The organism is Pseudomonas sp. PA-7-1E (genome assembly GCF_021605325.1).
In the GTDB taxonomy this organism is placed as follows: Bacteria; Pseudomonadota; Gammaproteobacteria; order Pseudomonadales; family Pseudomonadaceae; genus Aquipseudomonas; species Aquipseudomonas fluorescens_BV.
Genome location: NZ_WKFA01000001.1, coordinates 188,383 through 211,461, shown reverse-complemented (window position 1 = coordinate 211,461; position 23,079 = coordinate 188,383). Strand labels below are relative to the sequence as shown.

The 23,079-nt window shown below is 61.1% G+C and carries 15 protein-coding genes and 2 tRNA genes; 8 read left to right on the top strand and 9 right to left on the bottom strand.

Features of this window, described 5'->3' with window-relative positions:
- Window positions 1-99: 99 nt before the first annotated feature.
- Window positions 100-1,815 (top strand): proline--tRNA ligase, encoded by a 1,716-nt coding sequence (locus GIW79_RS00985; protein ID WP_236280936.1) that lies wholly within the window; start codon window positions 100-102, stop codon window positions 1,813-1,815.
- A gap of 20 nt (window positions 1,816-1,835) precedes the next feature.
- Entirely contained in the window at window positions 1,836-2,789 is a 954-nt protein-coding gene (locus GIW79_RS00980; protein ID WP_057975080.1) for a hypothetical protein, read from the top strand.
- A 129-nt stretch (window positions 2,790-2,918) separates the two neighbouring features.
- Here the strand turns inward: GIW79_RS00980 and dinB are convergent, their stop codons facing one another.
- Complete coding sequence (dinB, locus tag GIW79_RS00975) at window positions 2,919-3,977, bottom strand: DNA polymerase IV (protein WP_003193948.1); 1,059 nt, start codon at window positions 3,975-3,977, stop codon at window positions 2,919-2,921.
- A 278-nt stretch (window positions 3,978-4,255) separates the two neighbouring features.
- Between dinB and GIW79_RS00970 the strand changes: the two genes are divergently transcribed.
- From GIW79_RS00970 to GIW79_RS00955, 4 genes are all read left to right on the top strand, one after another.
- Window positions 4,256-4,332, top strand: a tRNA-Met gene (locus tag GIW79_RS00970).
- 166 nt (window positions 4,333-4,498) lie between these two features.
- Window positions 4,499-4,575, top strand: a tRNA-Met gene (locus GIW79_RS00965).
- Between the two features lie 280 nt (window positions 4,576-4,855).
- Complete coding sequence (mprF, locus tag GIW79_RS00960) at window positions 4,856-7,498, top strand: bifunctional lysylphosphatidylglycerol flippase/synthetase MprF (protein WP_014719775.1); 2,643 nt, start codon at window positions 4,856-4,858, stop codon at window positions 7,496-7,498.
- On the top strand, window positions 7,498-8,778 hold the full coding sequence (locus GIW79_RS00955) for a virulence factor family protein (RefSeq protein ID WP_034128631.1): 1,281 nt from the start codon (window positions 7,498-7,500) through the stop codon (window positions 8,776-8,778). Before mprF ends, GIW79_RS00955 begins: the two co-directional genes overlap by 1 nt.
- Window positions 8,779-8,913: 135 nt before the next feature.
- Here GIW79_RS00955 and recJ read toward each other — a convergent pair whose 3' ends face one another.
- Window positions 8,914-10,623: a single-stranded-DNA-specific exonuclease RecJ gene (gene recJ / locus GIW79_RS00950; protein ID WP_054918329.1), complete on the bottom strand. Its 1,710-nt coding sequence runs from the start codon at window positions 10,621-10,623 to the stop codon at window positions 8,914-8,916.
- Window positions 10,624-10,779: 156 nt separating this feature from the next.
- On the bottom strand, window positions 10,780-11,322 hold the full coding sequence (locus GIW79_RS00945; RefSeq protein ID WP_003193952.1) for a YaeQ family protein: 543 nt from the start codon (window positions 11,320-11,322) through the stop codon (window positions 10,780-10,782).
- 137 nt (window positions 11,323-11,459) lie between these two features.
- On the opposite strand from GIW79_RS00945, the gene GIW79_RS00940 reads away from it, so the two are divergent.
- The gene (locus tag GIW79_RS00940) at window positions 11,460-12,659 is read left to right on the top strand and encodes a CaiB/BaiF CoA transferase family protein (RefSeq protein ID WP_072435087.1); all 1,200 of its coding nucleotides are present in this window, start codon (window positions 11,460-11,462) and stop codon (window positions 12,657-12,659) included.
- A 172-nt stretch (window positions 12,660-12,831) separates the two neighbouring features.
- Here the strand turns inward: GIW79_RS00940 and GIW79_RS00935 are convergent, their stop codons facing one another.
- A complete protein-coding gene (locus GIW79_RS00935) occupies window positions 12,832-13,116 on the bottom strand; it encodes a DUF3509 domain-containing protein (protein ID WP_020301357.1) in 285 nt (94 codons plus the stop codon).
- 207 nt (window positions 13,117-13,323) lie between these two features.
- Here GIW79_RS00935 and GIW79_RS00930 point away from each other — a divergent pair, with 207 nt between their 5' ends.
- Entirely contained in the window at window positions 13,324-13,986 is a 663-nt protein-coding gene (locus GIW79_RS00930; protein ID WP_034128635.1) for a response regulator transcription factor, read from the top strand.
- On the opposite strand, the gene GIW79_RS00925 is transcribed toward GIW79_RS00930, so the two are convergent.
- The 5 genes from GIW79_RS00925 to GIW79_RS00905 all read right to left on the bottom strand — a co-directional run bounded on the left by GIW79_RS00925 (window position 13,955) and on the right by GIW79_RS00905 (window position 22,947).
- A complete protein-coding gene (locus tag GIW79_RS00925; protein ID WP_054897674.1) occupies window positions 13,955-15,199 on the bottom strand; it encodes an EAL domain-containing response regulator in 1,245 nt (414 codons plus the stop codon). The two genes, GIW79_RS00930 and GIW79_RS00925, sit on opposite strands and share 32 nt — an antisense overlap.
- 268 nt (window positions 15,200-15,467) lie before the next feature.
- The gene (locus GIW79_RS00920) at window positions 15,468-19,040 is read right to left on the bottom strand and encodes a transporter substrate-binding domain-containing protein (protein WP_236452688.1); all 3,573 of its coding nucleotides are present in this window, start codon (window positions 19,038-19,040) and stop codon (window positions 15,468-15,470) included.
- A 265-nt stretch (window positions 19,041-19,305) separates the two neighbouring features.
- Window positions 19,306-20,715 (bottom strand): threonine synthase, encoded by a 1,410-nt coding sequence (gene thrC, locus GIW79_RS00915; protein WP_003193958.1) that lies wholly within the window; start codon window positions 20,713-20,715, stop codon window positions 19,306-19,308.
- A 67-nt stretch (window positions 20,716-20,782) separates the two neighbouring features.
- Window positions 20,783-22,087, bottom strand: a complete 1,305-nt coding sequence (locus tag GIW79_RS00910; RefSeq protein ID WP_003193959.1) for a homoserine dehydrogenase — start codon at window positions 22,085-22,087, stop codon at window positions 20,783-20,785.
- Between the two features lie 128 nt (window positions 22,088-22,215).
- Window positions 22,216-22,947, bottom strand: a complete 732-nt coding sequence (locus GIW79_RS00905) for a thioredoxin fold domain-containing protein (protein WP_005791088.1) — start codon at window positions 22,945-22,947, stop codon at window positions 22,216-22,218.
- Window positions 22,948-23,079 lie beyond the last annotated feature (132 nt).

Here is a 23,079-nt window from a genome sequence, read left to right as displayed (position 1 = left end):
ACGACAGATACACCCAGCTACCTCACGCCTGTACTCCGGCGACAAGCGCCCGTACAATCCCAAGTCATTTCAAGTCCAAGCAACCGACAACGGCCTACCATGCGTACCAGTCAATATTTGCTCGCCACACAGAAAGAAACGCCTTCCGACGCGGTTGTGATCAGCCATCAGTTGATGCTGCGCGCCGGTATGATCCGCAAACTGGCCTCGGGCCTGTACACCTGGTTGCCCATGGGCTTGAAGGTGATGCGCAAGGTCGAAGCCATCGTTCGTGAAGAAATGAACGCGGCCGGCTCTCTGGAAGTGTTGATGCCGAGCACCCAACCGGCTGAGTTGTGGCAGGAATCCGGGCGCTGGGAAGAGTACGGCCCTGAGTTGCTGCGCTTTAAGGACCGTCATGGCCGCGATTTCTGCGCCGGCCCGACCCACGAAGAAGTCATCACCGACCTGATGCGCAACGAGCTGAGCAGCTATAAGCAGTTGCCGCTCAACCTGTATCAGATCCAGACCAAGTTTCGTGACGAGATCCGCCCACGCTTCGGCCTGATGCGTGGCCGCGAGTTCATCATGAAGGACGCCTATTCGTTCCACGCCGACCAGGCTTCCCTGCAAGCGACCTACGACCGCATGCACCAGGCCTACTGCAACGTGTTCACGCGCCTGGGCCTGAAGTTCCGCCCGGTTGAAGCGGACAACGGCTCCATCGGCGGTGCCGGCTCCCACGAATTCCACGTGCTGGCCGAGTCCGGCGAAGACGATATCGCGTTCAGCAACGGTTCCGACTACGCGGCGAACATCGAGAAGGCCGAAGCCATACCACGTGAAACCTCGCGCCCTGCTCCCACCGAGGAACTGCGCCTGGTCGACACGCCAGAGACCAAGACCATCGCGGCCCTGGTGGAGAAATTCAATCTGCCGATTGAAAAGACCATCAAGACCCTGATCGTGCGCGCCGAAGAAGAAGGCAAGCTGATCGCCCTGGTGATCCGTGGCGACCACGAGCTCAACGAAATCAAGGCTGCCCAGCAACCTGGCGTGGCCAGCCCGCTGGTCATGGCCACCGATGCCGAACTGCGCGACGCCATTGGCGCCGGTGCCGGCTCCCTGGGCCCGCTGAACCTGCCGCTGCCGATCATCATCGACCGTTCGGTCGAGCTGATGAGCGACTTCGGTATCGGCGCGAACATCGACGACAAGCACTACTTCGGCGTGAACTGGGAGCGTGACCTGCCGGTTCCGACCGTGGCCGACCTGCGCAACGTCGTGGCCGGCGACCCGAGCCCGGATGGCAAGGGCACCCTGGAGATCAAGCGCGGCATCGAAGTCGGGCACATCTTCCAGCTGGGCAACAAGTACAGCAAGGCGATGAAGTGCGAAGTACTGGGTGAGAACGGCAAGCCGATCACCCTGGACATGGGCTGCTACGGCATTGGCGTATCCCGCGTGGTTGCCGCTGCCATCGAGCAGAACAACGACGAGAAAGGCATCATCTGGAGTGACGCGCTGGCGCCGTTCCAGGTAGCCCTGGTGCCATTGCGCTATGAAACCGAGCAAGTACGCGAAGCCACCGACAAACTGTACGCGGAACTCACCGCTGCCGGTTTTGAAGTGCTGCTCGATGATCGGGACAAGAAAACCAGCCCGGGCATCAAGTTCGCCGACATGGAACTGATTGGCATCCCGCACCGGATCGTGGTCAGTGACCGCGGCCTGGCGGATGGCAATCTGGAATACAAGAGCCGGACCGAAGCCGAAGCCCAACCGTTGCCGGTGGCTGACGTGCTGTCTTTCCTCCAGGCGCGTATTCGTCGCTGAAAACCAGATCAAGAGAAGTCATGTTCAAGCGAAACACCAGAGCCCTGGGGGGCGCCGCCTTGTGCGGCGCCCTGCTGGTCAGCGGCTGCGCCAATCAGATGTCGCAACGCAGTGAGCACGAGGAGCGGGTCGAGCGTAAGTTGCTCGACCACAGCCTGCAGATCGATGTAGGCGAACCCACAGTGCTGGAGCTGCCGCAACGCCGGGTTCGCATTCATGAGCAGAAGACCTTCGAGGTCACCGAATTCGAAGTCACCCGTCGTTATGACCGATACACGCCCTACCAGCCCTGGCGCAAACTCTATGAGATGCCCTTGGGTGCCGTGGCGCTGGTGGCGGGCGTGGGTGCCAACGTGGCGAATATCTTCGCCCTCGGCAACCTGCCCACGAGTGTGACCCATGACTGGTTGAGCTATGGCGTGGACGGCATCAACCCGTTCATGAACGTGCAATCCCACGGCCGTGCGCAACAGAACCTGGCGGCTATCGATGAAGTCCAGCGTGACAAGCGCCTGGAGTATTCGAGCCTGCCCTGGAGCGAGCGCCCGGTGCAAGTCACTGCCGGCAAGCAGACCCATGAGCTGACCACCGACCGTAACGGCATTCTGCGCCTTAACCTGTTGGACAGCCCCTTTGCCGAGCAGGACCTGAACCGCGTCACCACGCTGAAAATCACTGTGGCGGATGGCCAGGACGACGTGCATACCGACTCGACCCTGGCGGTCAGCAACACGCTGCGCAGCAAGCTGCTCGAAGCCCATGCCCTGATCTATGACGACCTGGAAGATGACGAAGTGAACCAGTGGGTACACCGGGTCAAACGCCTGTCGGAGCTGGGCCTGGAAGAAGAAGCCAGCGAGCTGGAACAAAGCCTGATCGAACTGACGCGCAATGATCCGGAGTTGCAGCAGGAGTTTGTGCAGGCGTTGACCAAGGATGGGGGGCGTTTGGTGGCGGATCCCGGCGCACGCTGATCGCTCAATACCTGTGAAGATCAAACTGTGGGAGCTGGCTTGCCTGCGATAGCGGTGTATCAGTTAAAGCATTCGTGACTGACACACGGCTATCGCAGGCAAGCCAGCTCCCACATTTATTTCGGGTTTTTACCAGGAAAACTCGAGCTGTTCGTTGCCGCCGCTCAGGTCCAGCAACCGTACGCCTATCCCCAACAACCGCACCGGCTTGCCCCCGCGATTGAACGCCTGGGTCATCAACTGTTCATAACTCTCCAGATCCCGCCCTGCCCCCGCCTGCTCCAGCGTCGTCTGGGTAAAGTCATGAAACTTCACTTTCACGAACGGCTTGCCCGCCCGGTAGCTACTGTCGATACGCGCCATGCGCCCGGCCAGGGTCTCCATCAACTCCGGCAGTTTCGCCAGGCAACTTGAAAGATCGGGCAAGTCCACGTCGAAGGTATTTTCTACACTGATGGATTGCCGCCGGCTGTCGTTTTGCACTACACGATCATCAATCCCACGGGCCAGGCTCCAGAGGCGCTCGCCAAAACTGCCGAATTCGCGCACCAGCGCCAGTTTGTTCCAGTCGCGCAATTGCAGGCAGTCTTCGATGCCCAGGCGCGCCAGCTTGTCAGCGGTGACCTTGCCCACGCCATGCAGCTTGCTGACACGCAACTGCGAGACAAAGTCTTCAACTTGATCCGGCGTGATCACAAACAGGCCGTTGGGCTTTTTCCAGTCGCTGGCGATCTTGGCCAAAAACTTGTTGGGCGCCACGCCGGCAGACACAGTGATATGCAGCTGGTTGGAGACCCGGCGCCGAATGTCCTGGGCAATACGCGTGGCGCTGCCGCCAAAATGCGGGCTGTCAGACACGTCGAGGTAAGCCTCATCCAGCGACAACGGCTCGATCAAGTCGGTGTAGTCGCGGAAAATCAGCTGGATTTCTTTCGACGCTTCTTTATAGGCATCCATGCGCGGCTTGACGATGGTCAAGTCCGGGCACAGCTTCAGGGCGTGACGTGACGACATCGCCGAACGCACCCCATACGCCCGCGCCTCATAATTGCAGGTGGCGATCACGCCGCGCCGATCTGCCGAGCCACCGACAGCCAAGGGCTTTTGCGCCAGGCTCGGGTCGTCGCGCATCTCGATGGCGGCGTAGAAGCAATCACAGTCGACGTGGATGATTTTGCGCTGCGTCATATAAACGGGGTGTGAACCAACGGGTGGCCAGTATCGCACTCACCCCTGTATATAGCACCAGTAGTTTGAATCTTCTGTCTGAGCGGAAGGAAATTTCGTAGATGAATATATTTTCTCAATCGAATCGAGCATCCCAATAGAGCTGAAAGCCTTACCCTGCCTGGCTTCAAGCCCTCAAGAAGCCCCTCATCAAGCGCTAACCGATTGAAGCAAAAGCGCTTTTCTTCGATTCACAGGTTGACACACTCGCGTTCCTCTGTAGAATGCCGACACACAGACGCGGGATGGAGCAGTCTGGTAGCTCGTCGGGCTCATAACCCGAAGGTCGTCGGTTCAAATCCGGCTCCCGCAACCAAACATCAAAAAAGGCTACTCGAAAGAGTGGCCTTTTTTGTGCGCGCTTGTTTTCCCTTGCAGAATGCGCCCAACACCTTGATTTCAGAATAATTAGCGCTTATTTCAGCGATCGGCTCATTAACGGTTGACACCCCGCCATTGGGCTGTAGAATGCCGCCCACAGACGCGGGATGGAGCAGTCTGGTAGCTCGTCGGGCTCATAACCCGAAGGTCGTCGGTTCAAATCCGGCTCCCGCAACCAAACATCAAAAAAGGCTACTCGAAAGAGTGGCCTTTTTTGTATCTGGCGAAAAAGCTCTTCTGAAACAATGGCATGGCATCTTTCATGAAACCGTAGACGGTTTGCAGAGTCCATCTCATTGCACGCTATGCTCAATGCTCAAGCGCTACCCCTCTACGACCAATGGCCGCAGTCGCCGCGCCCGGTGATCCGCGTTAATATTTGTAATTATTTTGTCCATAGGGATTGGTAACTTGGCTGGATACCTCCATCCTGTCGCGCACAATCCACGAGGTGATTGATGCGCGCCAACTCGTCTGAACCACAAGACACCGTCACAGCAGAACAACCGATCACTCCCACCCGTTTGCGGTGGCTGGACCTGTTGAGCAAGTACCGCCAGCCCATCGGCCTGGCCGTGACGCTCCTGCTGTTTGCAATCGCCCTGATCGCCTGCCGGCACCTGCTGCTAGAGCTGGACCTCTACGCCCTGCACGATTCGATCTTGGAAGTGCCCAAGCCTGCCCTATTGGGGGCCTTTGCGGCGGCAGTCGCCGGTTTTGTGATCCTGCTCGGCTATGAATTCTCCGGCGCGCGTTATGCCGGCGTGCAATTGCCCGCCAAGACCCTGGCCCTGGGTGGTTTCACCGCCTTTGCTATCGGCAACGCCATTGGTTTGTCGATGCTCTCGGGCGGTTCGGTGCGTTACCGTTTATATGCACGCCATGGAATCGGCGCCTCGGAAGTGGCGCACATGACCGTGTTCGCCAGCCTGGCCCTGGGCTGTGCGCTGCCGCCGCTGGCCGCGCTGGCCACGTTGAGCAACTTGCCAGCCGCCTCCACTTACCTGCATTTATCGCAAAGCCTGCTCGGCGGCATTGCCGGCGCCGTGCTGCTGTTGTCGGCCCTGCTGTGCATCGGCATCTATCGCCGCCGCCTGCCGGAACAGCCCTACCCCGACAACCTGCTGGTCAAGGCCGGGCGCCGCACCCTGCGCCTGCCTGGCCGACGCCTGACTTTCCTGCAACTGATCATCACCGCACTGGACGTCGCCGCAGCCGCTACCGTGCTGTATCTGCTGTTGCCCGAAGCGCCGCCCTTCGGCCCGTTCCTGTTGGTGTACCTGCTGGCCCTGGCCGCCGGTGTGCTCAGCCATGTGCCGGGCGGCGTGGGCGTATTCGAAGCGATCCTGCTGGCGGCCTTTGCCGACAAACTCGGTGCCGCGCCCCTGGCTGCTGCCTTGCTGCTGTACCGCATGATCTACGTGGTGCTGCCACTGTTGATCGCTTGTGTATTCCTGCTGGTCAACGAGGCCCAGCGCCTGTTCCAGACCCAGCAAAGCCTGCGTGTAGCGTCGGGGCTGGCAGCGCCAGTATTGGCCGTCCTGGTTTTTTTGTCCGGCGTGGTCCTGCTGTTTTCCGGCGCCACGCCAGAGATCGACTCACGCCTGGAAAACATCGGCTTCCTGATTCCCCATCGTCTGATTGACGCGTCGCACTTCGGTGCCAGCCTGATCGGTGTGTTGTGCCTGTTGCTTGCCCAGGGCCTGCGCCGGCGGTTGTCGGCCGCCTGGATGCTGACTATGGTGTTGCTGCTGGTTGGCGCCCTGCTCTCGCTGCTTAAAGGCTTCGACTGGGAAGAAGCCAGCCTGATGACCATGACCGCAGTGCTGCTGGCCATCTTCCGCCGCTCGTTCTACCGCGCCAGTCGCCTGACCGAGTTGCCGTTTTCGCCGCTGTACCTGGTGGCCAGTGTCTGTGTGCTCGGCGCCTCGATCTGGCTGCTGCTGTTTGCCTATCAGGACGTGCCCTACAGTCACCAACTCTGGTGGCAGTTCACCCTCGACGCCAACGCCCCGCGTGGTTTGCGTTCGCTGCTCGGCGCCGCCGTGTTGCTGGTGATCGTGTCGCTGACCTGGCTGCTGCGCACGGCACGCCCGGTCATCCACCTGCCGACCCCGGAAGAACTGGAGCGCGCCAGCAAAATCCTGATGGCCTCGTCCCAACCCGACGGCGGCCTGGCGCTCACCGGCGACAAGGCGCTGCTGTTTCACCCCAACGATGAAGCCTTCCTGATGTATGCCCGTCGCGGGCGTAGCCTGGTGGCTTTGTACGACCCGATCGGCCCGACCCAACCGCGCGCCGAGATGATCTGGCAGTTCCGCGACCTGTGCGACATTCACCACGCCCGTCCGGTGTTCTACCAGGTACGCGCCGAAAACCTGCCGTATTACATGGACATCGGCCTCACCGCGATCAAACTGGGTGAAGAAGCCCGCGTCGACCTGAAACGCTTTGACCTGGAAGCCAAGGGCAAAGAAATGAAGGATTTGCGCTACACCTGGAACCGTGGCACCCGGGACGGCCTGTCCCTGGAAATCTGCGAACCGGGCAAGGCGCCGATGGATGAATTAAAAGTCATCTCCGATGCCTGGCTTACAGGTAAGAATGTGCGGGAAAAGGGCTTCTCCCTGGGCCGTTTCAGCGATGACTACCTCAAGCACTTTCGTATCGCGATCATTCGCTTCGAAGGGCGCCCGGTGGCCTTCGCCAATTTGCTCGAAACCTACAATCATGATCTGGCCAGCCTCGACCTGATGCGTGCCCACCCGGACGCGCCCAAGTTGACCATGGAGTTCATGATGGTGGGCCTGATTCAACATTATAAGAGCCACGACTACGCGCGCTTCAGCCTCGGCATGGTGCCGTTGTCGGGCTTGCAACCGCGCCGTGGCGCACCGCTGACCCAGCGCCTGGGCTCGATGGTGTTCCGCCGTGGCGAGCAACTGTATAACTTCCAAGGTTTGCGCCGCTTCAAAGACAAGTTCCAGCCCGACTGGGAACCCCGTTACATGGCCGTGCCCGCAGGACTGGATCCGCTGGTGGCATTGGCCGATACCGCCGCCCTGATCGCGGGCGGCTTGACTGGATTGGTGAAACGCTGATGATTCGACGCTCCTGGCGGTATGTATTGGCTTTAGTGGTGCTGCTTGCGCTGATCGCGGCGGGTGGCTTCTGGTACTGGAACCGCCCTGCTCCGCAACCGACCCTGGAGCACTTGCCCCAGGCCGACGGTTCGGTAATGACCCGCGTAACCCCGGCCAGCAACGCAAAAGCCCGCGTGGCCGTGGCGGTGATGGCCGACGAAACCCTGACCGACAGCCAACTGATTGCCCTGAGCCAGGGCGGTTCAGCGCAACTGGTTCAGGTGGTGCTGCCAAAAGATGACTGCGCACTGCAGGAAAAAGCCCTGCAAGGCGCCCTGGCCCAGCTGAAAGGCCCGGCAACCTTGGTCAGCGGCATTGGCCCTGGCGCCGCACTCGCCTGGCGCTGGCTGGCCACCCAGAACGACGACAAGGCCAACGCCATCTCCGTGGGCTTCGCCCTGAAACAGGAAGGCTGCAACGACCCGCTGCCGAAAACCGCCGCCCATGGCAGCTGGCTGGTGGCGTGGAACGATAACCCCGACGATGAAAGCGCCAGTTTCGTACGCGACACACCGCGCGCCACCACCAGCATCAGCGACTACGACATTCATTACCCACAGGTGCTGAATAACGAACTGCGCAAGCAACTGGTCGGTTCGGACAACGGCGGCCTGGCGATTCCGGTAGTGGAAGTACCCGCCGGCCAAGCCAAGGACACCGTGACCCTGTTCCTCTCCGGTGACGGCGGCTGGCGCGACCTGGACCGCGACGTGGCGGGCGAGATGGCCAAGATCGGCTACCCGGTGGTGGGCATCGACACCCTGCGCTACTACTGGCAGCACAAGACGCCGGAGCAAAGCGCCAAGGACCTCACCGAGCTGATGCAACACTACCGGCAAAAGTGGGGCACCAAGCGCTTCGTGCTGACCGGTTACTCGTTCGGCGCCGACGTATTGCCGGCGATCTACAACCGTATGCCAGAGAACGAACAGCAACGGGTGGACGCGATCATCCTGCTGGCCTTCGCCCGCACCGGCAGCTTTGAAATCGAAGTGGAAGGCTGGCTGGGCAACGCCGGCAAAGAAGCCGCCACCGGCCCGGAAATGGCCAAGCTGCCGCCTGAGAAAGTCGTGTGCATCTACGGCGCCGAAGAAGTCGACGAGAGTGGCTGCACCGACAAGACCGCCGTGGGCGAAGCCATGAAGCTGCCGGGCGGGCATCACTTCGATGAGAACTACCCGGCGCTGGCCAAGCGGTTGGTGGATATTATCGTCAAGCATCAGGCCAAAGCCGAATAATTCCAGCTTAATCCAAGACCCAATGTGGGAGCGGGCTTGCCCGCGATAGCGGTGGCTCAGTCACAGTAGCGTTGACTGACACTCCGTCATCGCGGGCAAGCCCGCTCCCACAGTGGTACGTGGTGTTGATGAAAACTAGCGCGGTTCGATGTGCGCAATCATCAGTTGCACCGTCTCATTGCCACGAAATTCATTCACATCCAGCTTGTAGGCCAATTCCACCCAACGCACCGTCGGGTTTGGCCACACTTCGCGGTCCACACCAAAGGCGATGCCATCGAGCTTCACCGACCCGCATTCGCTCTTGAGCACCACTTTCAAATGCCGCTCACCCACCACCCGCTGCTCCACCAACTGGAATACCCCGTGAAACAACGGCTCGGGAAAGTGCTGCCCCCACGGGCCGGCATGGCGCAGGGCGCGGGCCAGTTCCAGGTGAAACTCTTCCACCGCCAGGGTGCCGTCTGAAAGCAGGCGACCGGTGAGGTCTTCTTCGCGCAGTTGCCGGCGCACTTCGGCATCGAAGGCTTGCGCAAACAACGGGAAGTTGGCCTCGGGCAAGGTCAGCCCCGCCGCCATAGCGTGGCCGCCGTACTTGGTGATCAGGTTGGGATGCTGGCTGGCGACGACCGCCAGCGCATCGCGGATATGAAAGCCTTGCACCGAGCGTCCAGAGCCCTTGAGCAGGCCATCACCGGCATCGGCGAAGGCGATGGTCGGGCGGAAATAACGCTCCTTCATACGTGACGCGAGGATCCCGATCACCCCTTGGTGCCACTCCGGGTCAAACAGGCACAGACCGTACGGCATCGACTCCACCGGCAGGTCCTTGAGCTGGGCCAGGGCCTCGCGCTGCATGCCTTGCTCGATGGACTTACGGTCCTGGTTCATGCCGTCCAGTTGCGCGGCCATTTCCCGTGCGGCGGCGAAGTCCGTGGTAAGCAGGCATTCGATGCCCAGGCTCATATCATCCAGGCGTCCGGCGGCATTCAGGCGCGGGCCGAGGATAAAACCCAGGTCGGTGGAGGTGATACGCGCATGATCACGCTTGGCCACTTCCAGGATCGCCTTGATCCCCGGCCGCGCCCGACCGGCCCGAATACGCTCCAGCCCCTGATGCACGAGGATGCGGTTGTTGGCGTCCAGCGGCACCACGTCAGCGACGCTGCCCAGGGCCACCAGATCAAGCAGTTCACCGATGTTCGGCTGGGGCTTGTTGTCATACCAACCCAGGCTGCGCAACCGTGCACGCAGGGCCATCAATACATAGAAGATCACGCCGACCCCGGCCAGGGCCTTGCTGGGAAACGTGCAGCCCGGCTGGTTAGGATTGACGATGGCGTCAGCGGCCGGCAGTTCATCGCCGGGCAAGTGGTGGTCGGTGACCAGCACTTGCAACCCCGCCGCTTTCGCCGCCGCCACGCCTTCGACGCTGGAGATACCGTTGTCCACGGTGATCAGCAACTGCGGCTCGCGCTGCAGCGCCACCGCGACGATTTCCGGGGTCAGGCCGTAGCCGTATTCGAAGCGGTTGGGCACTAGGTAGTCGACATGGGCCGCCCCGAGCAAACGCAGGCCCAGGGTGCCTACGGTGCTCGCTGTGGCGCCATCGGCGTCGAAGTCACCGACGATCAGGATGCGCTGGCGCTGCTCCAGAGCCGTCACCAGCAAGTCCACCGCGGCGTCGATGCCCTTGAGCTGCTGATAGGGAATCAACCGCGCCAGGCTCTTGTCCAGCTCGGCCTCCGACTGCACCCCGCGTGCGGCGTAAAGGCGGGTCAACAGCGGCGGCAGTTCACCGAGAAAAGGCAGGACGGCGGGCAATGGGCGGGGATCGATACGCATGGGGTGACGGGAGCTTCTCTTCTAATACATCGGTTAAACACAGATAGTGAACGCAACAAGATCAAATGTGGGAGCTGGCTTGCCTGCGATGCATACGACTCGGTACATCAGACACACCGAGTGGATGCCCTCGCAGGCAAGCCAGCTCCCACCTTTTCAACCGCGCTCGCCGACCAGCCATTGCAGTTGCACTTCATGCTGGCCACGGTCATCGGTCACAAAGATCGTGCCTTCGCTGATCATCACGTCCCACTTGATCACCCGCGGCATGTCCTTGGCCAGGGTCTCCAAGACTTCCTGGGGCACGGCAGCGATGTGCACGTTTTTCAGGTTGTTGGCCACCGGCACCACCTTGCCTTCCCACACGCGCAGGCTGCCATAGGCCAGCAGGCTGGTGCGTTCGGTGCGGCGCGAGCACCAGGTCAGGCGGTCGGCATCCGGCTGGCCGACTTCGATCCAGTGCAAAACCCGATCATCCAGGCTCTTTTCCCAAAGGGCCGGTTCGTCCACATCCGACAGGCCACGCCCGAACGCCAATTGCTCGTTGTACCAGAGGGCGTAGGCCAGCAGGCGCACGGTCATGCGCTCTTCGGTTTCCGAAGGGTGGCGGGCGATGGTCTGTTTGACGCTCTCGTACACCGAGCGGTCGAGGTCGGTGAGGTTGAGTTCGAATTTGTAGGTCGTGGACGGCTGGGCCATGAACGGGCTTCTAAAGACAAGGAAAGGCGGCCAGTCTAACCGATGGCGAGGGCATTGAACGAATACTGCGCTGCATCCGCGCGGCTCGCCTATGTTAAAAAGCAGGACATCATCGTCCCGCGCTCGTAAGGATCCCCATGTCGCTTAATGCCAAACCACTTGCCGGCCTGAAAGTCATCGAACTGGGCACCCTGATCGCCGGCCCGTTTGCCTCACGCATTTGCGCTGAATTCGGCGCCGAGGTGATCAAGGTCGAATCCCCGGACGGCGGCGACCCGCTGCGCAAATGGCGCAAGCTGTATGAAGGTACTTCGCTGTGGTGGTTCGTGCAGGCGCGCAACAAGCAGTCGCTGACGCTCAACCTCAAGCACCCTGAGGGGCTGGCGATCCTCAAGCAACTGTTGGCCGACGCCGACATCCTGATCGAAAACTTCCGCCCAGGCGTGCTGGAGAAACTCGGCCTGAGCTGGGAAACCCTGCACGCCCTCAACCCCAAGTTGGTGATGGTGCGCCTCTCGGGCTTCGGCCAGACGGGCCCGATGAAGGACCAGCCGGGGTTTGGCGCGGTGGGCGAGTCCATGGGCGGCTTGCGCTATATCACCGGCTTCGAGGACCGCCCGCCCGTGCGCACCGGTATCTCCATCGGCGACTCGATTGCCGCGTTGTGGGCAGTGATCGGCGCGCTGATGGCGCTGCGTCACCGCGAAGTCAACGGCGGCCTGGGCCAAGTGGTGGATGTGGCGCTGTATGAAGCCATCTTCGCCATGATGGAAAGCATGATCCCCGAGTTCGATGTGTTCGGGTTTATCCGTGAGCGCACCGGCAACATCATGCCTGGCATCACCCCGTCCTCGATCCACACCACCGCAGACGGCAAGCATGTGCAGATCGGCGCCAATGGCGATGCGATCTTCAAGCGCTTCATGCGGGTGATCGGCCGTGACGACCTGGCGAACGACCCTGCACTGGCCAGCAATGACGGGCGTGACGCTCGCCGCGACGAGCTGTACGGCGTGATTGATCGCTGGGTCAATTCGCTGTCGCTCGACCAGGTGATTGAACATCTGAATAAAGCCGAGGTACCCGCCAGCCGCATCTACAGCGCCGAAGACATGCTGGGCGACCCGCAATTCCTGGCCCGGGAAATGTTCCTCAAGGCGCAGTTGCCGGGCGGCAAGGATTTCAAGATGCCCGGCATCGTGCCCAAGCTCTCGGACACACCGGGCAGTTGCGAATGGGTCGGCCCGCAACTGGGTGAACACAACAGCCTGGTGCTCAATGCCCTGGGCTACGACGCGGCGGCTATCACTCGCCTGCGCGAGGATGGCGCGATCTGACAAATCCCAGGCAAAAAGAAACCCCGAGCAGTGGGGAGACAACTCGGGGTTAAACGTGGTCTACAAAAAGACCCGCACAGCAAGCGACAAACACCGGAGCACAATGCCTGCTCTTGCTGTTACAAACTCTGACTGACCACCTTGTAGGAAGGTTCCGAAGAAAAATAATGTTTCATGCCAGTGCGCCGCCACGGGTTTGGGAGGCGTTGCGCAAGGCAGCGATGACTGAAGGTTCCAGGCGCCCTTCGGCGATTTTCAGGTCGCGGAGCAGGCAATCCACCACATCCACCAGCGCGCGCTTGTCGCTCAATTGCGCACGATCGACTTCACGTTCAACCACGATGGCGCCACCGGGGTTCTTCACGGTTACCAGGCAGTCGTCGCGCATACCGGCAGAGGTCAGCGTAACCTGATAAGGGCTCAGTGCTTGGCTGAGCAATAGGTTGATACTTTCCATCTCGATCACCACTCAATCATTCGAAAAAGGTTCGAAAAACAAAAATGTCACGAAGAGGCTGACATTCAAGTGACCCGTGCTCAAAGCAGAAAGTTCTACCTTTTGTGTAATCCACTGCCTGAGGAAAACGAGCATGCACGGAAAAGATGACAGAGAAAAAACAACGGCGCACAGGCTAGAATCCCTGGATTGTCCCGGGAGCCTGCCTTGAGAGCTGCGTCTGAACCGCCCTTGCGTATCGTGATTGCCGACGATCACCCGATTTTCCTGATTGGCCTGCGCGCCGTGCTCGAACGTGACCCGCATATCAGCATCGTCGGCGAGGCCAATTCCCCCCAGGCCCTCAGTGCGTTGTTGCAACACTGTGCCTGCGATGTGGTGGTGACCGACTTCATGATGCCCGTCGAGCCCCAAGCCGACGGGCTGCGCTTGATCGAGCAACTGCGCCGGCACTATCCGCACCTGCCCATTGTGGTGGTGACCATGCTCAACAATGCCGGGTTGTTTCATTCCATCCTGGCATTGGGTGTGATGGGCCTGCTGAGCAAGGCCAGCCTGGCCGATGAGCTGCCCCAGGCGATCCGCCAGGTGCGCCAACAACGCACCTATGTGGCCCAGACCATCCGCCAGGCGCTGAGCCTGGCCGGGGAAGTCGGCGCTGATCGCCTGCATTCCCAGGAGCACCTGTCACCCCGGGAACTGGAGGTGATTCGCCTGTTGGCCAGTGGCATGACGGTGGGCGAGATCGCCGCGCACCTGCATCGCAGCAAGCAGACCGTCAGCGCGCAAAAAGTCAGCGCCATGCGCAAGCTGGGGCTGGCCAACGATGCAGCCCTGTTTATTTACGTGCAGGAACACGGGCTGGCCTAGCCTGGAACGCAATCCATTGCTTGAGCGCCGCGGCGTCCATCGGCCGGGCGATAAAGCAGCCTTGCAGCCACGCCGCGCCCAGTTCGCCCACAGCGTGATAGTCGGCGGCGGTTTCCACGCCGGTGACCACCACGGCAACGTCCAGGCGCGCTGCCATGCTCATGGCGCCCGCCACCACAGCGGCCTTGCGGTCATCATTGGCCATCCCGCAGGCAAACGCCGGGGGAATTTTCAGCTCGGTAAAAGGCAGTTCCAGCAAATGCTGCAGGCTGGTGCCGCCCGTGCCGAAGTCGCCGATGGACAACTGGCAACCCAACATGCGCAAGCGCAGCAAGCCGGTGACATGGGCGCTGTCGGTTTTCAAGGTCGAGGTTTCCACCAGCTCCAGCGTCAGGCTATGGGCGGGTACACCGTGCAACTGCAGCAGACCTTGCAGCACCTGGGGAAAGTGCTCGCGCTCCAGCATGCGCCCGGGGATGTTCACGGCCACTGGCAGCACCTGGCCGCTTTCGCCCATCACCTGGTTCGCCAGGCCAAGCGCCTGCTCCAGCACGTGCCAGGTAAACGCCTCTTCCATGCCGGCAAACTCCAGTACCGGCAGAAACTCGTCAGGCAGCAACAGCTCACCGTCCGGCAACTGCCAACGCGCCAGCGCCTCCACCCCTTGCAACACACCGGCCTGACTGACGATGGGCTGGTACCAGACCCTGCCACAGGCTGCGATAGTCGCCTGACTGACGTCCGCCGAGGGCGGCAGTTGTTCTCGCTCGCTCAAGCCCAACAGTTGGCGCACGCGCTCCCAGGACAGCACCGGTGGCCCCGGGCGAAAATGAACCTGGCAATCGCTCAGTAGTTGCCCGATCAACTTGGCCGAAGCCGGCTTGGGCAAACACGCCAAGACCTTGAGCCCCAATTGGCAGGCCATGTTCGCCACACCTTCTAGCACGTCGGGCTCGGCGTTGCTGAGCAGGATCAATACTTGGGCCAGGCGGCGTTCCGCCAACTCGCGGATCAATTCCAGGCCATCGCCCTGCTCCAGGTACAAATCGCAGATGGCGATATCCACCGGGCCTTTGCTGTCCAGAGACTGGCGGGCGGTTTCAACCGTTTCCGCGGCCCGTACATTGAACACGCCGTTGGCATTGAGCATCTGGTGCAGAGCCATCAGTTGAAACGGGTTGTCTTCGAGGATCAGGACGTTCAGGGATCGCATGGGTAGGGATGTCGGTACAGGGAAAGTGCTGCACAGTAGCCACATGCTGTGGTGTACCCCATAGGACGTGTCCTAAAAGCTTGCTTAAATGTGGGAGGGGCAAGCCTTGTCGGTCAAGCGCAGATCTCCTGTGGGGCTTGCCTGCGAAGGCGGTGTGTCAGTCACTACATCTGTTACTGCACTACCGCTATCGCAGGCAAGCCAGCTCCCACATTTGATCGTCGTTGCCTTGAGCATTGCGTTCGCTTAGCTGATCGGCATTAAGGTGTCAGGCATCCAGATAGGGTAGCAGGTCGCGACGAAACGCCTTGAGCACCTCGGACAAGCGCAACCAGGGTTCTTCAAGCTCGGCGCCGCGCTGCTCTCGGGCGCATTGCTCAAGGGCGACACAGGCCTTGGCCAGTGGCAGTGCGTCCACCAGCGAGCAAATGCCCTTGAGCCGGTGCAGCGATGCATTCAAGCGTGCCACGTCGCGCTCGGCCAGGGCTCCCGCCAATACCTCGTGTTCGTGGTCCAGGCTCTTGGCCAGTTCCTGCAACATGCTTTGCAGCACCGGGCCATCGGCCTGGGTCATGGTGCGCAGGGCCTGGATATCGAACGAACGCTGGGGCGCCACGCGGGCCAGCACTTGGGTCCAGTGTTCCAGGGTCACCGGCTTGACCAGCAGCTCATCCATACCGGCGTCCTCGCAGCGGCGTTGTTCATCTTTCATGGCGTTCGCGGTGCAACCCACCAGCGCGCTACGAGGCCGTTGCTCCTCGGCTTCGAGGCGCCGTATCGCCGCACTCAAGGCATAACCGGACATGCCGGGCATCTGGCAATCGGTGACCAACACGTCAAAACGCTGCTCACGCCAGCATTGCAACGCGGCCTCGGCCGACTCCAGAGCGACCACTTGATGACCGAGGAACTGCAACTGCTGCGCCAGCACCAGGCGGTTGGCCGCCAAATCATCCACCACCAGTACCGACAGGCTACGCCCCGTCGGTGACAACGTCGCGGTGGGCGTTGCCGGCACATCATCGGTGCTGACCCGGTCCAAGCGCAGGTCAATGCACACCACCGTCCCCTCGCCCACCACGCTGTCGAGGTGAATGCTCCCGCCCATCAATTCCACCAGTTGCTTGCAGATACTCAGGCCCAGACCGGTGCCGCCGTGTTGCGCAGCGGTCAGGGCGCTCACTTGGGTAAACGGCTTGAACACCCGCGGCTGTTGCTCGGCGCTGATGCCTGGGCCGCTGTCCTTGACGCACAGGTGCAGGTATTCGCTATCGGTCTCATCCCGTTGGCAGGTCACGCTGAGGTGAACCCCGCCCCGCTCGGTAAACTTGAGCGCATTGCCCAACAGGTTGTGCATCACCTGGCGTAACCGCAGCGGGTCGAACCAGTAATAACCCTGAGCAGCCGGATCAAACGCCAGGGTCAGATGCAGGCCTTTCTTTTGCGCCGTGGCTTCGAACAGGCTCTGGATACCCTCGAAAAAGCGCTTCAACTCAGTGGTCTGTGGCGCCAGTTGCAGGTGGCCGGCTTCGATCTTGGCCAAGTCCAGGCTGTCGCCCATCAGCGCAATCAGCTCGCGCGCCGAACGATGGGCCACCTGCAGCGCCTCGGAAACCGGCTGGCCGCTTGCCAGACAACGCTCTTGCTCCAGTTCGAGCAAGCCAATGATGGCAGTCATGGGGGTGCGAATCTCGTGGCTCAAGGCCGAGAGAAATGCACTTTTGGCGTAGTTCGCTTCGTCGGCGGCCTGGCGAGCGTCCATCAACTGGCGCTCCAGGTCTTTGCGTTCGTTGATATCGATCCAACCGCCCAACAATCCCTGCAGACGGCCCTGGGCATCAAAAAAAGGCACGGTCCACTGGTAGACGTGATAACTGCCGCCGTTGAGCTCCAATTGCCGGTCGACAAACAACGGCTGCTGCGTGGCCAATTGCTCCATGTGGCCTTCGTGCAGCCGCGCCGCTGTGGCGTCGGGCACGACCTTGCTCTCCATCAGCGTCAGGCCCTGGATCAGCTCCAGCCGGGTCGCCAATTGCTGTTCATAACTTTTATTGCAGGTCACCAGGCGCCCGTCCAGGTCGCGGACGAACAGCGGGTTGGGCATGCCGTCGAGCAGTGCGCGCTTGAACGCCAACTGGTCATTGAGCCGTTGCTCGGCCTCCAGCCGTTGGTGAATCTGGCGCTTGAGCCGGCTGTTCCACACCAGCGACACCAACACAAACAGCAGCGCCGTGGCCACCGTCCAATAGGCCCATGGCGGTACCCGTTGCCAGGCCGGCAGCGGAATCGCCACGGCACCGATCCAACGCAAGCGCAAGGCACTCAACTCAGCCACCGGCAGCGCCTCCAGGGCCTTGTTCAGAATGCTCAGCAGCTCAGGCTGGTCCTTGCGCACCGACAGGCAGTTGGACGACCACTTGCCATCGACACTGCGGCCGATACGCAGGCCATCTTCCGGGTAACTCTGCACTTCCACTTCAGTTTGAATGGTAGCGGCCGCCTCGCCCCGTCGTACCAGCTCACGGGCCTGGTTGTAATTGTCCACCAGGCGCAACGTGATGTTCGGATGCGCATGGCGAATATCATTTTCCAATACATGACGTGCCGGCAGCGCCAGCACCTTGCCGTCCAACTGCTTCAAGCCGGTGAGCGGCGCGGCATCGGCACGCTCGACAAACACCCAGCCGGACCCACCATAGCCATGGCTGAAGTTGAGCACTGTGCTGCGCTCGCGGTTAACGGCCAGGGTCGTGTTCATCTGCGCCCTGCCTGTTTCCAGCCATTCCAGGGTTTGCGCGGTGGAGTGCACCTCTTCAAAGATAAATTGCAAACCGGTCATGCGCGTGATGCGATGCAACAAATCCACATTCAAGCCAACCCAGTGGCCATCCTTATCCTTGAATATGTACGGAGACATCTGCTGGGCCACCACCACGACATGGGGATGCTCGCGCACCCAGGCCTGTTGCGACGCCGACAACGCAATGCGCTCACCACTGATACCGACGCCGAGCCCGGTGGTCCAGCGCGCGAGGATTTCACGCTGCACCGACTCGTCGAGGCTTGCCAGCGCGCGATTCATCATGGCCCCCAACAACGGATCTGCCTGGCGGGTGGCGAAGGCAAAACCGATGGGCGCCAGCCGGCTCTGCTCCTTGATCTGCAACCCCAGGTAAGGCCGCAGCGATTTATAGGCGCGCACAATCACTTCGTTGCCGATAAACGCATCGACGTCACCTTGCTTCAAGGCTTCGAGGCCGCTGTAGAGGTTGGGGGCGAGCATGATGTGGCTGTCGGGATACGCCGCGTGCACCTTCTGCACGTTGGCGTAGCCGTCGAGCAACACCAGCTTCTTGCCGGCCAGATCGTCGCCTTGGGTATCGTCGCGACGCAGCACCACCACCGAGCGGTCGGGCATGTAGTCCGGGGTGAATTGCAGGCCGGGTACGTCACGCTCGTAACCATTGGCACTGGTGAGAATGTCGATGGTGCCGTTGCGCAGGGCTTCAACCGCCTGGGCGCGCTCGGAAAAGCCCAGCACTTGCATGGGCACACCCAGCCGCGCGCCAACCAGGCTCAAATAATCGGCGCTGATGCCCTGGTAGCGATTGCGGTCGCGGGTGATATCGATCGGCTGGTAGTCATCTATCGAGATGCCCACTTTGAGTGTCCGATGCGCCGCCAACCACTGCTGCTCCGTCGGCGCCAGCGGCATAGGTTCAAGCGGGATAAACGCCGGCACCAGTTTGAACGGCAGGCTGACGGCGGCCAGGCTCATGGGCACCTGGATGAGCCAAAACAGGCACACCAGCTTCAACGTCCATTGGATCAAAACCTGCACCGGTTGGGTTTCCTTGATTGGGCGACTGGGCAAGTATGGCTCGCCAGAATGAAAAAGCCCGTCACGAGGACGGGCTTGGCCGACTGCAAAAAAGCTGAATGCATACCTGTAGCAGCCTGATATCCGCCTCATGGTCAGCGGGTGAGTTAGCTGAATGTGGGAGCCGGGCTTGCCCGCGATGCAGACGCCTCGGTATTCAGTCGTACCGAGGCGCCTGCATCGCAGGCAAGCCAGCTCCCACACAAACCCGCTACCCCATTCTTGATTAGAGCGGCTTGCCCCGATTGCCATGCTGGCTGACGAACGCCTGCACCGCCTTCAGGTCGTTGGCCAACACCGTGCAGCGCTCTTCGCGCTCGAACAGGTCGGTCAAATGCTCCGGCAGTTCCAGCGCCTTGCCAATGCCGGCTTTCTCGACCGCTTCCGGGAACTTGACCGGGTGCGCGGTACCGAGGATCACCATTGGAATATCCAGGCTGCGGCGGCATTCGCGGGCGGCTTTCACGCCGATAGCCGTGTGCGGGTCGAGCACTTCGCCGGTCTCGGCATAGACCTGCGCGATGGTTTCGCAGGTCTGCGCATCGTCCACGGCCAGGGAATCGAACAGCTTGCGGGTTTCGGTCCAGCGCTCTTGCTCGACGCTGAAACCGCCACCTTGCTTGAAGCTGTTCATCAACTCGGCCAGGGCTGCGCCGTTACGACCGTGCATGTCGAACAGCAGGCGCTCGAAGTTCGACGACACCATGATGTCCATGGACGGCGACAGCGTGGCGTGCAGGGTTTCCTTCACATACTGGTTGCCGCTCATGAAGCGATGCAGGATGTCGTTGCGGTTGGTGGCGACGATCAACTGGTTGATCGGCAGGCCCATGTTGCGCGCCAGGTAACCGGCAAAAATGTCGCCGAAGTTGCCGGTCGGCACCGAGAACGACACCGAACGCGCCGGGCCACCCAACTGCAGCGAAGCGTGGAAGTAGTAGACGATCTGGGCCATGATCCGCGCCCAGTTGATCGAGTTGACCGCCACCAGGCGCGTACCCTTGAGGAAGCTCTGGTCAGCGAAGCTGTTCTTGACCATTTCCTGGCAGTCATCGAAGTTGCCTTCGATGGCGATGTTATGAATGTTCTCACCAAAGATGGTGGTCATCTGCCGACGTTGCACTTCCGACACGCGCTTGTGCGGGTGCAGGATGAAGATGTCGACGTTTTCGCAGTGCTTGCACCCTTCGATGGCCGCCGAGCCGGTATCGCCGGAGGTAGCACCGATGATCACCACGCGCTCGCCACGTTTTTCCAGCACGTAGTCGAGCAGGCGACCGAGCAGTTGCAGGGCGAAGTCCTTGAACGCCAGGGTCGGGCCGTGGAACAACTCCAGTACCCACTCATTGCCGTTCAGTTGGCGCAGGGGCGCGATGGCGTTGTGGGAAAACACGCCATAGGTTTCTTCCAGAATCTTCTTGAAGTCCGCATCCGGAATGCTGCCGGTCACGAACGGGCGCATCACTCGGAAAGCCAGCTCGTGATACGGCAGGCCGGCCCAGGAGGCGATTTCTTCCTGGGTGAAGCGTGGCAGGTTTTCCGGCACATACAGGCCGCCGTCGGTGGCAAGGCCTGCCAGCAGAACGTCTTCGAAATTCAGGGCCGGTGCCTGGCCGCGGGTGCTGATGTAACGCATGACTGGCTCCTCTAAAACATTCTCGAACAGGGGCCGCCGAATGGACGGGGCCCCTGGAACAAATCGGTTAGTTCAAGTGCTCGACGCGAATGCGCACCACCGGGCCGACCACGCCTTGCAGGGCTTCGAGGGCATGGATGGCATCGTTGATGTGCTGTTCGAGCACGCGGTGGGTCAGCAGGATCATCGGCACCTGGCCGTTTTGCTCCTCGACTTCCTTCTGCATGATCGACTCGATGTTGATACCGCGCTCCGACAGGATGCTAGCTACCTGGGCCAACACGCCTGGATGGTCCTGGGCCTGGATGCGCAGGTAGTAGGCACTTTCGCAGGCTTCGATCGGCAGGATCGGGTGGGCCGACAGCGAGTCCGGCTGAAAGGCCAGGTGCGGCACGCGATTTTCCGGGTCGCTGGTCATGGCGCGAACCACGTCCACCAAGTCGGCGATCACCGACGACGCGGTCGGCTCCATGCCGGCACCGGCGCCGTAGAACAAGGTAGAACCGGCGGCGTCGCCGTTGACCATCACCGCGTTCATCACACCATTGACGTTGGCGATCAGGCGGTCGGCCGGGATCAGCGTCGGGTGAACCCGCAACTCGATGCCCGCCGGGGTGCTGCGCGCCACGCCCAGGTGCTTGATACGGTAGCCCAGGGCTTCGGCGTAGTTGACGTCGGCGGTGGTCAGCTTGGTGATGCCTTCGGTGTAGGCCTTGTCGAACTGCAGCGGGATACCAAAGGCGATGGAGGCCAGGATGGTCAGCTTGTGGGCGGCGTCGATGCCTTCCACGTCGAACGTCGGGTCGGCTTCGGCGTAACCCAGGGCCTGGGCTTCGGCCAGCACGTCTTCGAAGGTACGGCCCTTCTCGCGCATTTCGGTGAGGATGAAGTTACCGGTGCCGTTGATGATGCCGGCTACCCAGTTGATGCGGTTGGCGGACAGGCCTTCACGGATCGCCTTGATCACCGGGATACCACCGGCCACCGCGGCTTCGAACGCTACGATCACGCCCTTCTCGCGGGCCTTGGCGAAGATCTCGTTGCCGTGCACGGCGATCAGCGCCTTGTTGGCGGTGACCACGTGCTTGCCGTTCTCGATGGCCTTGAGCACCAGCTCGCGGGCCACGGTGTAGCCGCCTACCAGCTCGATAACGATATCGATCTCAGGGTTGGTGGCTACGGCGAACACATCGTTGGTAATCGCAATACCGGTCGTTTCGAACTGAGGCTTTGGCGAACGCGTGGCAATCTGCGCCACTTCAATCCCGCGACCTGCGCGGCGGGAAATTTCTTCAGCGTTACGCTGAAGTACGTTGAAGGTACCGCCACCGACGGTCCCTAACCCACAGATGCCTACTTTGACCGGTTTCACTGAAGAACTCCCCATGAAACGGCCGACGCTAGGTCGGCCGTGAAAACAGCCGCACAACTGCGGCTCTCAATTAATGACTCGCCGACGGTTCGGCGGGCCATGATCGTCAAAGGCTCAACGATAAATGCTTACTTGGCACCCAGTGCCAGTTTGGCAACTTGCGGCGCCGGCTGGTAGCCCGGAATCACCTGGCCGTCGGCCAAAACGATGGCCGGTGTACCGTTCACACCAATGGACTGGCCCAGGGCGAACTGCTTGGAAACCGGGTTGGCGCATTTGGCCGATTTGATTTCCTTGCCGTCGACCATCTTGTCCATGGCCGCTTTCTTGTCGGCCGAGCACCACACCGCCTGCAACTGCTCGTCACCCGGCGAACCCAGGCCCTGGCGCGGGAAGGCGACGTAGCGCACTTCCACGCCCAACTTGTTCAGTGCCGGGATTTCAGCGTGCAGCTTGTGGCAGTACGGGCACGTGGTGTCGGTGAACACGGTGATGTGGGTCTTGGTCTCGCCAATGGCGGGGTACACCACGGTTTCAGCCACCGGGATACCGTTGATCAGCTTCGACACGCCCAGGCGCTCGGCCTTCTCGGTCAGGTTGACCGGCTTGCCGTCCTTGAGCTGGAACAGGTAGCCCTGCACGATGTACTGGCCATCGGCGCTGGCGTACAGCACACGGCTGCCCTTGAGCTTGACTTCATACAGGCCGGCCATGGGGCTGGCGCTGATGCTTTCGATAGGCGTGTCGAGCGCCAGGTTGGCCAGGCTCTTGCGAATGGTTTGCTCGGCCGCATCATCGGCGACCGCAAAGGTGGAAACCAACGCAATGGCTGCGGCGGCAATAATCTGGGTCAAGCGCATGGGAACTCCTGAAGGCAGAGGCAGGGACGGGAGCAGAATACTGATCTGGAACACAACGGGTGCCGTCCCCTTTGCGAACCGGCAAAGCCTACCACAGTTGGGCGGGAGGGCAGACCGCGACAGCTAAAATGG

Excerpts from the sequence above, each read along its gene's own strand:
- GIW79_RS00985 (WP_236280936.1), top strand. The coding sequence starts at position 100 with ATGCGTACCAGTCAATATTTGCTCGCCACACAGAAAGAAACGCCTTCC.
- GIW79_RS00980 (WP_057975080.1), top strand. The coding sequence starts at position 1,836 with ATGTTCAAGCGAAACACCAGAGCCCTGGGGGGCGCCGCCTTGTGCGGC.
- dinB (WP_003193948.1), bottom strand. The coding sequence starts at position 3,977 with ATGACGCAGCGCAAAATCATCCACGTCGACTGTGATTGCTTCTACGCC.
- mprF (WP_014719775.1), top strand. The coding sequence starts at position 4,856 with ATGCGCGCCAACTCGTCTGAACCACAAGACACCGTCACAGCAGAACAA.
- GIW79_RS00955 (WP_034128631.1), top strand. The coding sequence starts at position 7,498 with ATGATTCGACGCTCCTGGCGGTATGTATTGGCTTTAGTGGTGCTGCTT.
- recJ (WP_054918329.1), bottom strand. The coding sequence starts at position 10,623 with ATGCGTATCGATCCCCGCCCATTGCCCGCCGTCCTGCCTTTTCTCGGT.
- GIW79_RS00945 (WP_003193952.1), bottom strand. The coding sequence starts at position 11,322 with ATGGCCCAGCCGTCCACGACCTACAAATTCGAACTCAACCTCACCGAC.
- GIW79_RS00940 (WP_072435087.1), top strand. The coding sequence starts at position 11,460 with ATGTCGCTTAATGCCAAACCACTTGCCGGCCTGAAAGTCATCGAACTG.
- GIW79_RS00935 (WP_020301357.1), bottom strand. The coding sequence starts at position 13,116 with ATGGAAAGTATCAACCTATTGCTCAGCCAAGCACTGAGCCCTTATCAG.
- GIW79_RS00925 (WP_054897674.1), bottom strand. The coding sequence starts at position 15,199 with ATGCGATCCCTGAACGTCCTGATCCTCGAAGACAACCCGTTTCAACTG.
- thrC (WP_003193958.1), bottom strand. The coding sequence starts at position 20,715 with ATGCGTTACATCAGCACCCGCGGCCAGGCACCGGCCCTGAATTTCGAA.
- GIW79_RS00905 (WP_005791088.1), bottom strand. The coding sequence starts at position 22,947 with ATGCGCTTGACCCAGATTATTGCCGCCGCAGCCATTGCGTTGGTTTCC.